Annotated in this window: 9 protein-coding genes; 5 read left to right on the top strand and 4 right to left on the bottom strand. The window is 64.2% G+C overall.

Annotation, left to right across the window (positions count from 1 at the left end):
• Nucleotides 1-4: 4 nt before the first annotated feature.
• From C7446_RS13335 to C7446_RS13325, 3 genes are all read right to left on the bottom strand, one after another.
• Nucleotides 5-2,410: a mitochondrial fission ELM1 family protein gene (locus C7446_RS13335; protein ID WP_121173621.1), complete on the bottom strand. Its 2,406-nt coding sequence runs from the start codon at nt 2,408-2,410 to the stop codon at nt 5-7.
• A gap of 177 nt (nt 2,411-2,587) precedes the next feature.
• Nucleotides 2,588-5,020, bottom strand: coding sequence for a mitochondrial fission ELM1 family protein (locus tag C7446_RS13330; RefSeq protein ID WP_147408780.1), 2,433 nt, complete (start codon nt 5,018-5,020; stop codon nt 2,588-2,590).
• 164 nt (nt 5,021-5,184) lie between these two features.
• Nucleotides 5,185-5,901 (bottom strand): 2OG-Fe(II) oxygenase, encoded by a 717-nt coding sequence (locus tag C7446_RS13325; RefSeq protein ID WP_121173619.1) that lies wholly within the window; start codon nt 5,899-5,901, stop codon nt 5,185-5,187.
• A gap of 231 nt (nt 5,902-6,132) precedes the next feature.
• Here C7446_RS13325 and cysC point away from each other — a divergent pair, with 231 nt between their 5' ends.
• The 5 genes from cysC to C7446_RS13300 all read left to right on the top strand — a co-directional run bounded on the left by cysC (nt 6,133) and on the right by C7446_RS13300 (nt 11,253).
• Complete coding sequence (gene cysC, locus C7446_RS13320; protein WP_121173618.1) at nt 6,133-6,768, top strand: adenylyl-sulfate kinase; 636 nt, start codon at nt 6,133-6,135, stop codon at nt 6,766-6,768.
• Nucleotides 6,769-6,850: 82 nt separating this feature from the next.
• The gene (locus C7446_RS13315) at nt 6,851-7,828 is read left to right on the top strand and encodes a sulfotransferase family protein (protein ID WP_121173617.1); all 978 of its coding nucleotides are present in this window, start codon (nt 6,851-6,853) and stop codon (nt 7,826-7,828) included.
• A complete protein-coding gene (locus tag C7446_RS13310; RefSeq protein WP_121173616.1) occupies nt 7,829-8,896 on the top strand; it encodes a sulfotransferase family protein in 1,068 nt (355 codons plus the stop codon).
• Nucleotides 8,893-10,062 carry a glycosyltransferase gene (locus C7446_RS13305; RefSeq protein ID WP_121173615.1) on the top strand — a complete coding sequence of 390 codons (1,170 nt, stop codon included), beginning with the start codon at nt 8,893-8,895 and terminating at the stop codon, nt 10,060-10,062. The genes C7446_RS13310 and C7446_RS13305 overlap by 4 nt, the downstream gene beginning before the upstream one ends.
• Nucleotides 10,063-10,362: 300 nt before the next feature.
• Nucleotides 10,363-11,253 carry a hypothetical protein gene (locus C7446_RS13300; RefSeq protein ID WP_147408779.1) on the top strand — a complete coding sequence of 297 codons (891 nt, stop codon included), beginning with the start codon at nt 10,363-10,365 and terminating at the stop codon, nt 11,251-11,253.
• Nucleotides 11,254-11,295: 42 nt separating this feature from the next.
• Here the strand turns inward: C7446_RS13300 and C7446_RS13295 are convergent, their stop codons facing one another.
• Entirely contained in the window at nt 11,296-11,658 is a 363-nt protein-coding gene (locus C7446_RS13295; RefSeq protein WP_121173613.1) for a hypothetical protein, read from the bottom strand.
• Nucleotides 11,659-11,909: the final 251 nt, after the last annotated feature.

Here is an 11,909-nt window from a genome sequence, read left to right as displayed (position 1 = left end):
GCCTTCACTCCTTCCAGTAACGTTCGCCGGCCCTTCGTCGGATCTCCTCGACGGTCGCCCTGATCTCGTCCGGCACAGGTATGGCGGGGGGCCGGAATGCCGGTTCACCCGCGCCCTGCAGCGGCTGACACAGGCCACGGATCTGCAGGGTTTCGTCGAGCTGGCCGAGGTCGCGGGGCGTGCGCACAATGCCGTTGATATACAGTCGATCGAAGAAGCGACCCCGCCAGTCCTGCTGGCGATGGGTGCCGCGGGCGCTGGTCTGACGGGTGCGCTGGTGCATCCAGTGGGCGAATCGGGCCTGACGCCTGGCGTGCCGGGAGAGGGGGAGTGGCTCGAGCTGATGCAGCCAGACCGGTCGATGCGTCCTGATGGCTTCGGCCATCATGGAAGCGCTGTCATCGGAGACGATGAAACCGTCGGCCAGTGCCAGCATGGCCGGATAAAAATGATCCTGCTGCCCGAGGTGCCATTCGTGCAGGTGATTCGGCACGGCCAGCTCGGCCTGCAGCACCCGGCGAACCTCGGTCGGGGTGCGCGGACTGGTGGTGATCAGCAGCGAACCACCGTCGCGCCGTGCCAGCCCGGCGGCTGCCTCGACCATCCGTCGGGCATCCTCGGCATCGAACTTCTTCAGGCTGCCGGTCCCCCCGATCAGCACGCCATACCAGGGGCGCGGCAGGTCACCGAGACGTGCCTGCCAGGCCTTCAGCACATCCTCGGCCACCTCGGGTGGCCGATTGAGCGGCAGCAGGTTGTGCAGGATATGCTCGCGTGCCGGCAACCCGTACTGGGGCGTGGTCACGATCAGGTCGAACCAGTGCAGCGGTGCGCGTGGGCGCCCCACCCAGATCAGCTGGGTATGGCCGCCCGACTGCTGCTGGATCCAGCGGGCCAGGTTGACGTTGCGCCGGCCGGTGCTGATGACGATGTCCGGCCACGGCGCCTGCAGTTCGTCCCGTCGCGCCTGATTCACTCCCCGCAGCGACGGGCGGGTCAGCGGCATCATGCGGGCCGGCTTGAAATCGATCAGCGGTGGCTTCTCGATCACCGGCCACGCCAGTTCGGTGCCCAGCGTGCGCAGCTGGGCATTGTCGCCGACATGCTCGCTCAGCAGCAGCCAGACGGTCGGTGAGGACGCTTCGGCGCCCTGCGTGAGCCGGGCGCCGGTCATGGCGGACTGAATGACTGCCACGCCGCCGTTTCGGCCGCGGCGGATATCCAGCTGCCAGGCGAGCCGCGGATGATGCCGGGTCAGGGTGCGCAGCTGGCGTTGCCACCAGCGGGTACTGTCCAGGCCGGTATCGGCGGCTTCGGCCTCCGCCGACAGTTCCAGACCGATGTAGAGCAGTTTTCGGGCATGGCGGGCCAGCTGTTCCAGCAGCCATGGCGTGTCTTCGCCGGGCAGATGTTCCAGCAGACCGGTCACGGCGACCCCATCGGCGTGCGCCTCCCGGGTTCCGTGAAGCGCGCACGAGGTGACCTGTTCGACTGCCAGCGGTGCCTCTGCTGCCGGCTGTGCAGGGGGGTGGTACCAGTACAGATCATGCAGGTCGAGTGCGGAAACGAGTCGAGCCGCCCCTTCGCTGGCGGTGAAGGGCGCCGGCGGGCGCTGGTCGAGTGCATTCAGGGCTTCCTCGAACCACGGGCTCGGCATCTCGGCGGTGAAGGGGCCGTAATTGAGGGCATCCGCTTCCCGTTCGAGCTCGAACCAGAGATCTTCCAGCGGGTGGGGGTGGTAGGAGTAGACCGCGGGGGTCGGCTGCCAGGGCTGTTTGTGCAGCGCCGTGTAGTGCAGCACCCGGGCGGTGAGCTGCGAGTACTCCTCGTCGCGGGTGTTCCAGCCATCCTCCAGCTTGCCCCACAGCCCGGCGGTTCTGGCCGCGGTGTTGATCAGCTCGCGCTTGCGGCCGCTGCGGGCGCTTTTCAGGTTCCACAGCTGCAGCATGCGGGCGCAGTCGATCAGCATGACCGAGGTATCTTCCGGCGAAATCGACCGATATCCGTGCTGCTCCAGCGCAAGATCGAACAGATGGGCCGGGTCCTCCAGATAGATCTGATCGACATCGTTGTAGATGGCGCGCCCTTCACCGCCTGCAAACGCCGGGATGGCATAGCGGTAATTGGTAAAGCCGGTGCGCCAGTGGCTCTGATTGAAGCCCGACAGATCCTTCATCAGATAGATCCGATACTCCCGGGCGGGGTCACGGTGCTTCTCGACCGAGAAGAGGAAGACGCGCTGGGCGCGGATCTGCGCCTGCTCGGTGCCCAGATAGATACGTACCGGTGGCGCTTCGGCCGGTGTGGCGGTCATGGCCGGCAGCACCACGCAGTGCGGCATCTCGGGGCTGGTGGCGCGTTCGATCCGGAAAGGGCGGTCCGGGGTGGGAGAGTTTCCTGGTAGCGGCATGGGAGATCCGGGTTATAAAACGTTGTTCATGAAGATTAAGAAAACATTAACAACTCCTTCAGGGGAACGGAAGCGCTTCGCCACCGAGGGCGTGGCCGGGCCGAGCCGGGGTGTTTCGGGCAGGAGCAGTCGCGCCGGTGGAAAGGGGTGTGGCAGCGGCCGCCGCGGCGGAGCCGACTAGCGCCGCTGGCGTTCGCCGGCCCGCAGCCGCATTTCCTCGACCGTGGCTTCGAGTTCATCCGCCATGGGGATGATTTCCCGGGGATCGGCAGGCTGTGAGGCCGAGGTAGGCAGTGAGCGCGCCAGACCGCGTATGCGCAGGGTCTGATCAAGCCGGTAGAGATCGCGGGGGCGGGCGATCAGGCCTCGCGTGAAGAGATAGTCGTAGAACCGGCCCTGCCAGTCCTGCTGGCGATGCACGCCGCGGCTGTTGAGTTGCCGGGTGCGTCGGCAGAGCCAGCCGTGGATGCCGGCAAGCAGTCGGTCGAGGCGGTCCGGGGAAGCGCCATCGAGGGTGTGTAGCCAGGTGGGCCGGCGGGTGGTGATGGCTTCGGCCATCATCGAGGCACTGTCATCCGAGACGATGAAGCCGTCGCAGAGTGCCAGGAACGCCTGGTGCGGATTGTCGGCGCCCTGGTGGGCCTGCCAGTCATAGGTATGGCAGGGCACATCGATCCGGGCGAAAAAGGCTTCGGTGACCCGTGACGGGGTACGCGGACTGGTCGAGATCAGCAGTGTACCGCCGCGCTGTCTTGCCAGCTCGCAGGCCCGGGTGGCCATGCGCACGGCATCCTCCACCGAAAACGGCTTGACCCGGGTGGCCCCGCCGATCATGACGCCCAGCCAGGGGCGGGGCAGCGCACTCAGCCGCCGGGCCCATTCATCACGGGCAACGTCATCGAGATTCGGTCGATTGAGCGGCAGCAGATTGTGAATGATGTGGTCGCGCGCCGGCAGGCCATACTGCGGGGTGGTGGCAATCAGGTCGAAATGATCGAGTGCCACCCGGGGGCGCCCCAGCCAGAACAGCTGGGTATGGCCGCGCGACTGCCGGCGGATCCAGCGGGCCACGTTGACACTGCGCCGGCCGATGCCCAGCACGATGTCCGGCCACGGCGGAGCGAACCGGGTCCGGTTGTCGGGTGTCAGGATCTGCAGGGTCGGGCGGGCGCCCTGCAAAATCCGGATCGAACGGGGGCGAAAGACCAGCGGTTTCTCCTCCCAGGGCCAGCCCAGCCGGTCGGCCAGCAGCCGCAGCTGGGCGTTGTCGCCGCGATGAACACCGGTCAGTACCCAGACCCGGGGCTGCTCGTGTTCGGGAGCGTCGGGCCGGCGGGCGCCGGTCAGGGTGGAGCTGACGCTCTCCGGCCGTGACGCCGAGCCACGCCGGATATCCAGCAGCCAGCTCAGTTGCGGATGGCGTCGGGTCAGCTTGCGCAGCTCTCGCCGCCACCAGCGGGTCATGCTCAATGGCGGGGACGCATAAGCATCGGCGGGCAGCTGCAGACCGACATGGAGCAGTCGTTGGCTACGCCGGGCCAGCTCCTCGAGCAGCCATGGAATGTCTTCGCCGGGAAGATGTTCGAGGAAATCGGTGACCGAGATACCGTCATGGACCCCGGGGTCATCGTTCGAGGTGTCCTGCAAGCCGGCAATGAGCTGACGCGGTGAGCGCTCCCGGCATCGGGCCGCCGGCAGGGGCGGCGGTGCCGACCGGCTTGTGTCGGGATGACACCAGAGCAGCTCATCGAGCGAGAGCTGACGAGCGGTTTCGCGGGCGGTCTCGCTGACCGGTAGCGGACCCGCGGCGTGAGCCTCCGCTTTCTGCAGTGCCGATTCGAACCACGGGCTGGGCGTCTCGGCGCTGAACGGGCCATAGCCGATCTGATCCGCTTCACGCTCGAGCGCGAACCAGATGTCCGCCAGCGGATGAGGCTGATAGGAGTAGCGGTCCGGCCTCGGCTGCCAGGGCTGCTGGTGCAGCGACGTATAGTGCAGCAGATGCGGTACCTGTTCGGCGTACTCCTCATCCCGGGTATTCCAGCCGGCATCAAGCGGCCCACGCAGTCCCGGCACCTCACTGGCGTATTGCAGCAGGGTCTGCTTGTCGGCAGCGCCGGCCGTGGTGGCGTTCCAGTAGGGCGACATGCGCTCGCAGTCGAGCAGCATGACCGAGGTGTCCTCCGGCGTGATGGAGAGATAGCCGTGCTCCCCCATCGGCAGATCGAACAGGTGAGCAGGGTCTTCGAGATAGATCTGGGCCACATCGTTGTAGATGGCACGCCCGTGGCCGCCCGCAAAGCCGGGGACGGCATAGCGGTAGTTGGTGAAACCGGTGCGCCAGCGGGAGCGATCGAACCCCTCGATCTCCTTCAGCAGATGGATGCGATACTCCCGCCGCGGATCGCGCACCCGCTCGATGGAGAAGAGCAGCACCCGCTGGGCGCGCAACTGGGCGGCTTCACTGCCGACGAAAATGCGCACCGGCGGGTGCTGTTCGCCGCCATCCTCCAGTATCGGCAGGACGATACAGTGCGGTGTATCGGACGAGGCAGCGCGTTCGACCCGAACCGGGCGCGAGGCAAGCGAGGGGCTGGACAAGCGTGTCACATTGGCATCCGGTGGCAATGGCTGCGATGGTGCCCGGAGAATTTTAAGACGGGGTTAACGGCCTTTGCCAGCCATGACGATATCTTTCGACGAAGCGATCGGGGCCGGCATGACATCCTGCCGGCCCCGTCGGGATTGCAAGCGGCGCATGGTCGGGCCGGCTCTCAGGCGGCGCGCCGGAGCCACCCCTTGACCGTCTGGGTGAACTGCCGGAGCGGGCGGGCATCGCGAATGACCACGATCATGACCTTGCGGTAGTACTCCGGCGGGCAGGTGATTTCGCGCACGCCGTGCCAGGAGTTGCCGCGGCGGGTGAACAGAAAGCTCTGGTTGCCCATGGCGGTCGATTCGATCTCTTCGTCGAAATCCTCGAACTCGGGGGCGCTTCGGGTCTTGAAGCGGCCGTGATCGTCCAGCACCACCGTCTGACCGCCCCATTCGGGCCGCCAGTCCTCCTCGGTGTTGAAATAGAAGATGTGCGAGCCGAGCTTCCAGTTGGCATCGCAGTGCGGTGATACGGAGCAGCTGGCCGGCGTATAGTGCCAGTGACACTTCAGGCTGAACTGGTTCGTGTCCAGCATGCGCGCCAGAAAACGCCGATACTGCGGCCCGTGCAGCTCTTCCATGAAGGCCTGCCAGTGGGGGGAGAGTTCCATGCCGGGTTCGTAATCCAGCGACAGCCGATCATGCGGCTTCTGGCCGTGCTGACGCGGCTTGCCGAAGATCCGGGTAAAGCGCTCCTCTTCCGGCAGACTCTCCTTGAGGGCCCGGAAACCTTCATCGGTCAGCAGGCCCGCCGGATTGGCCCAGGGATAGGGATGCCGGTTCAGGAAGGCCCGTTCATCCATCTTCTCCAGGGCCTCGAAATCGAGATAGCTCATGATGGAAAACCTGATCTGGCTTCGGGATTGAATGAGCCGATCATCCGGTCTGCGCCCTGCGAAATCAACCTTGCCCGGACTATCGTCTCCATTGGCATGACAGTGGCAGGTCGCTGACGCCTTTCGACGGCATTTTAAGTTTTCCATAATGTCGGTCTGTCAGCGTAATGAGCTCATCTATTCCCGCTTCACGGCTATACTGCCGCCACACTCACCTGTAGCGATGGGTTCATGGCCTTCGAGTATCGCGATAACGACAGCCCTGCGGACGTGGTCTGGAATACCGGTAGCGTCACGCCCGAGATGCGCGGGCGACTCAAGCCCCATGCCGGGCGCTGCATCTGGTTTACCGGGCTTTCCGGCTCCGGCAAGTCGACGCTGGCCAATGTGCTCGAGGCCGAGCTCAACCGGCGTGGCTGCCATACCATGCTGCTCGATGGCGACAACATCCGTCACGGACTGTGTCGCGATCTCGGCATGAGTCGGGCCGATCGCAGCGAGAACATCCGCCGGATCGGTGAGGTGGCGCATCTGTTCGTCGAGTCCGGGCTGATCGTGCTGACGGCCTTCATCTCTCCCTTTGCCCGTGACCGTCAGCAGGCCCGATCCCTGTTCCGACCCGGAGAGTTTCAGGAAGTCTTTGTTGATACGCCGCTCGGGCTCTGTGAACAGCGCGATCCCAAGGGGCTTTATCGTCGTGCCCGGGCGGGCGAGATTCATGATTTTACCGGCATCGACAGCCCCTATGAGCCGCCGATGCAGCCGGAGCTGAGCCTGCATGCCACGGACAGCCCGCAGCGCCACATCGAACAGCTGCTGGCACTCTGTCTGTCCGGGGCATCCGACAGCGCAGGTAGCGTCGGCTGAGCCATGGGGGCCGGGCCGGGGTGATGCATCGGGCGACCGTGCCTTCGCCCCTGCTTGCCGGACAGCCATAACAGGAGCAGGCATGACTGTTGAAACAAGTGCGACCGGGGACGCCCCCCAGCGGGCGATCGTGGTGATCGGCGCCGGTCGCAGTGGGACCAGTACCCTGACCCGCGGCGTGCAATCGCTGGGGGTGGACCTCGGGGGTCAGCTCAAGCGCGGCACGTCGAAGAACCCCAAGGGGTTCTTCGAGGACGAGGCGCTGCTTTCGATCAACAAGCGCCTGCATCACGAATTCGAACTGCAGGGCACCGGCACCAGCCTGCGCCTGATCGATGAGCAGGAGTGGCAGACCCGTCACTGGCACGCGCTGCATGATGAAGCCGTGCGCGTGATTCGCGAGCGCTTCGGCAACTCGCCGCTGTGGGGCTTCAAATCCGGTGGTGTCATGCGCCTGCTGCCCTTCTGGGAGCAGGTGTTCGCGACTCTCGGTGTAGAGGTCAGCTATGTGATTGCCGCGCGCCATCCGCTATCGGTGGCGCGCTCGCGTGCCAAGCTCAGTGAAGTGCGCGGCCGCCAGGAGAAAAGCGATCTCGAGTGCCTGATTCGGCTGGTGCCCTATTTTCATCTGCTGCGCAGCCATCGCTTTACAGTGGTGGATTACGATCGGCTGATGAGTGAACCGGAGCAGCAGATGCATCGGCTCGCGGCGCGACTGTCGCTACCTGTCACCGAGGAAGTCGAACGCGAGATCGGGGTCTTCGGTCGCGAATTCGTCAATCCCGCGCTGCGCCACCATCAGGGGGAGGACCCGGATGCCCGGGCCCGCCTCAATCCGCTGATCGACCAGGTCTGGCAGTGGCTGGAGGGGCTGGCCAGCGATCGGGTGTCGACCGAGGCCCCCGAGCTCTGGCGTGACATGGCACGCGTGCAGCAGGAGTTCCTGACCATGGGGCCGGCACTGCGACACATCGACTATCTCGAGCGGAGTCTGGACTCGCCGGTGTCGAAACTGCGCCGGTTCGGTCGGGGGCGTCTCACCAGTCGGGGTGCTGCCTGAATGACCGCTTTCGAGACGGCCCGCACGCCCTCGCGGGGGCTGACCGCCAAGCGGCGTGAACGTGCCCGGCAGCTGACCGGAGAGCTGGCACGCGGCGCCGGCTGGGCGCTGAGTGGCGGCTGGCAGTTATTGCGTCAGGATCATGCTGCTGCGCTGAGTGATGCCGCCCGCATCGTGCGGGGCGTGCAGCCCGCCCGGGAGTCGATGCAGAGCTACCGGCTGGTGGATCGTCTGCTCGCGCGCAGCGGCCCGGCGCTGGCCGACTGGTGCCCTGATGCGCAGTCCCCGGCGCGCTTCGTGTTCTTCGTCGGTTACAGCCGCAGTGGTCATTCGCTGGTCGGCTCACTGCTGGATGCGCATCCCGCGGTGGTCATTGCCCATGAGATGCATGCGCTCAAGCATTTTCACCACGGGCATGACTTCGAGCGGGTGGTACGGGCGATCAAGCTCAATGCCATGCTGTTTGACTACCTCGGCCGCGAATATACCGGGTACGACTATCAGGTCCCGAACCAGTACCAGGGGCGCTATGAGCAATTGACCGTGGCCGGCGACAAGAAGGGCAATGGCACCCTGCGCCTGTTGCGTCGCCATCCCGAGCTGATCGATCGGCTCGATTCGCTGCTGCCGGTTCCCTTCGAGTTCATTCATGTCATCCGCAACCCGTGGGACAATATCGCTACCCGGGCCCGTCGCACGCACACCAGCCTGGACGCCGCGGCACGGGGCTATTTTGCCAATACCGACCTGATGGCGCAGCTCAAGGCGCGCTACCCGGACCGGGTGCGGGATGTCTATCTTGATGATCTGATCGCGGACCCGCGGCGGGAGCTGCGCGCCCTGCTGGAAGCGCTCGGTTGTACCCCGGTGTCCGATCGCTACCTGGACGACTGCGCTTCGATCGTCTTTCAGAAGCCCAGCCGGACCGGTGATCAGGTGAGCTGGCCTCCCGAGCTGGCGGATGAGGTGGAAGGCTACCTGTCGCGCCATGACTTCCTTCGGCGCTTTGCTGCCGGGGAGCAGACTTCGACATCTCGACAGCCGGGGCGTGCCGGAGCCGAGCCGTGAGCTCATCTGCCGAACCCCGATCGAATCGACCCGCACGCATTGCCATGCTGATGGGTGCGCTGCCGCTGGGATCGCGTGAGCGCATGATGATCAGCGTTGCCCGGGCCCTGATGGCAGCCGGGCATCGGGTCGATCTGCTGGTGCCGGGCAGCAGTCCGCACTGGCGTGAAGCCGTCCCCGAGGGTGCCCGGCTACTCGAGCTGGGGCGCGGTTTCGTGGATCGCCTGCGCAACAAGCAGCGTCTGGCGCTCTGTGTACCGCTGATCGCGCGTTATCTGCGCCGTGAGTGCCCTGATGTACTGTTTACCATGTCGATTCCGCCCAATCTTGCCGGGCTGGCGGCCGGACGGCTGGCGGGCTCGAGGGTGCCGGTGGTGATTCGACAGAGCAATGTGGTCCATCTGGCCTCGAGCGAGGCGTATCGCAACGTGCGCGCCCGCCGGCGGGACCGGCTGATTCCGCTGCTCTATCCGTCGGCCGAGGGCGCCATTGCCGTCTCCCATGGCGTGGCGGATAACCTGCAGCGGGTGACGACGCTGCCCGCCGAGCGCATTCGCGTGATCTACAATCAGGTGGTGGGTCCCGAACTGCAGGAGCGGGCAGCCGAGCCGGTTGAGTGTAGCTGGCTGGAGGATGCCGAGGTGCCGGTGCTGCTGGCGGTCGGCCGGCTGGTGACCAAGAAGGATTATCCCACCCTGCTGCGCACGCTGGCACGCCTGCGCCAACGCATGGGTGAGGTCCGCCTGATCATTCTGGGGGAGGGCGACCAGCGCAGTCATCTGGAGGCCCTGCGCAGTGAACTCGGTCTCGAGCAGGCCGTGGCCCTGCCCGGGCGGATCGATAACCCCTTTGCGTGGATGGCGCGCGCCGATCTGCTGGTGCTCTCCTCGATTTCGGAGGGCATGCCGAGTGTGCTGATCGAGGCCATGGCCTGCGGCTGTCCGGTAGTGGCCACCGACTGCCCGGCAGGGCCGGCGGAAATCCTGGGGCAGGGGCGTTATGGTCGGCTGGTACCGGTCGGCGATGAGCCGGCGCTGGCCGATGCCATCGAAGCAACCCTGTGTGAGCCGGTCAACGGCGCCCTGCTGGCACAGCGGGCGGATGATTTCTCGGTGGGCGGCGCGATCAACCAGTATGTCGAAGTGCTGCTGGCCCGGCCGCGCTGATCAAGCGCCATGCCTGTCCGTAATGCTCGCTGGCTGACGCCTGGCGGACTGTTCCGACCGCTTGCCTTGTGACTATCGACCCGATTGGGCCTTGATGACAGCTTCTGTTACTTTTATACAGGTATTAATGGACACTTAACGTGAACGCTGTTTTCAAATAAGGGGTAATAGCCCCTGCTCTGCCATCCACCGGGTGGGTGACACCCTTCGCCGCTTTTCATGGTGCCCTTCATGGGCGGGACTCATGAGCTGCGATAGACGACCAGGGTGCGATCAGAGGCACGCTCGAGGCCATCGATCATGATCAGATCACTGTTGCAAGGTAAAAGCCGCTTCGGCATGACCCGCGTGGTCAGGCGTCTGTCCGCCAGGCGACAGCAGAAAGGTCAGGATGTCTCCCTGCTCTCGGTCAATGGCCTGTACACCAAGTATCTGACCTTTGATGACTCATCGATTGCTGCCGACATCGAGCGCCGCCTCAGGGCCTTCGAAAGCAGTGAGCTCTTCCCGACAGTCATCTTCCGCCATGAAAGTGCCCTCTGGCTCGAGTATGTCGAAGGCGAAACGCTGCAAAGGCCCGATCACGCGCTCGTGGACCGTCTGCTGGATATCTACGTTGAGCTTTATGACCATGATCCGGAACGAATGCCGCCGCGGGAAACGCCCTTTCCCCGGCAGCTGCAGCAGGATCTGAAATTCCTCCATCAGGTCGGGCTGCTCGATGGCCGACTTCACGGAGAGCTGACGGAGGCGGCCGAGCGTCTGATGCCGGGACAGTTATGGCTCGGCTACGACTATACGGACCCGGGCTTCAAGAACTTCGTGCAGCGACCGGATGGTCGGGTCTGCGCCATCGATGCCGAAAGCCTGCAGTCCGGCCAGCTGCTGGGCACCGGGCTGATGAAGGCGCGCTGGCGATGGCCGGAACCCTTCTGGGACCTGTTCCATCGCCGGCTGCTGGAGAGGCTTGACCTGCCTGCCTTCGAGGCCGGGCTACCCTTTATAGAGCTGTGTACCCTGGCACGCTGGACCAAGAAGAAGATCCTGGTGGATCAGGGGCACTCGGTAGACGTTAAAGCCTTCGAACGGTTTCTTTACTCTGAGGAAGTTGTCAGAAACAGGACGGATATGAGTCGTCCGCTCGGAAGCCCCCTGGATGAACAATCCTCCGTATTTGCCGGATCGGATTGATGCTGTTGCGATTCGCCTCGGGATCGTCTGCCAATTCCTGCGTCAGGCAAGGCCGGGATAGCCGAGTTCGGCAAGCGGCAGACCTGTTTCGCGAGCCAGGGCAGGATTGGTTTCGTTATAAATCGATTCAATGTCATCACTGATCTGGCTGCCCAGTAGCTCCTCGGAGGAGAGTCGGCGTCCGGCAAGAGCACTATGATTGAATCTTTCCAGAATTCTTCTGATGGGCTTGTGCTTGGGAAACAGCGACACGAGATATTTCTTGTCAGCGACATCCCGATAAGTGAAATGGTTGAGAAAACGCGCCAGAGCCAGGGTTCGGTGCAGATATGAAGAGTTTTCGCTGCCTGTCCTGATTGAATCAGGATCGAAATCCAGGCCTGTACGGGCAGAAAAATCACGCATGAATGACTGAGGGTCATGACGCAGCTGCTCATAGGCAAAGACATGTACCCTGTCGATACCAAAGAGCTGCTGGTAATGTCGAATCAGGCCGAGATAATTGAAGTGCTCGAAAGCAAACAGGGGTTTTTTGTTCGGTTGCCTCCAGGGTCCCTTAGGAATCGCTGATCAATTCGTCTCTGAGCGGTTGAAGGGCTCAGAGTGGCACAACCATCGCGTCAGCGATCATTTTCTGACCACCTCAGGTGGTCCGT

This window comes from Kushneria sinocarnis, from assembly GCF_003633775.1.
Lineage (GTDB): Bacteria > Pseudomonadota > Gammaproteobacteria > Pseudomonadales > Halomonadaceae > Kushneria > Kushneria sinocarnis.
The sequence above is the reverse complement of the archived record's forward strand: the minus strand, read 5'-3'. Positions and strand labels throughout refer to the sequence as shown.

Bases quoted from the DNA above. Each gene is read 5' to 3' on its own strand.
- C7446_RS13310 (WP_121173616.1), top strand. From the start codon at position 7,829: ATGACCGCTTTCGAGACGGCCCGCACGCCCTCGCGGGGGCTGACCGCC.
- C7446_RS13325 (WP_121173619.1), bottom strand. From the start codon at position 5,901: ATGAGCTATCTCGATTTCGAGGCCCTGGAGAAGATGGATGAACGGGCC.
- C7446_RS13300 (WP_147408779.1), top strand. From the start codon at position 10,363: ATGATCAGATCACTGTTGCAAGGTAAAAGCCGCTTCGGCATGACCCGC.
- cysC (WP_121173618.1), top strand. From the start codon at position 6,133: ATGGCCTTCGAGTATCGCGATAACGACAGCCCTGCGGACGTGGTCTGG.
- C7446_RS13295 (WP_121173613.1), bottom strand. From the start codon at position 11,658: ATGCGTGATTTTTCTGCCCGTACAGGCCTGGATTTCGATCCTGATTCA.
- C7446_RS13315 (WP_121173617.1), top strand. From the start codon at position 6,851: ATGACTGTTGAAACAAGTGCGACCGGGGACGCCCCCCAGCGGGCGATC.
- C7446_RS13335 (WP_121173621.1), bottom strand. From the start codon at position 2,410: ATGCCGCTACCAGGAAACTCTCCCACCCCGGACCGCCCTTTCCGGATC.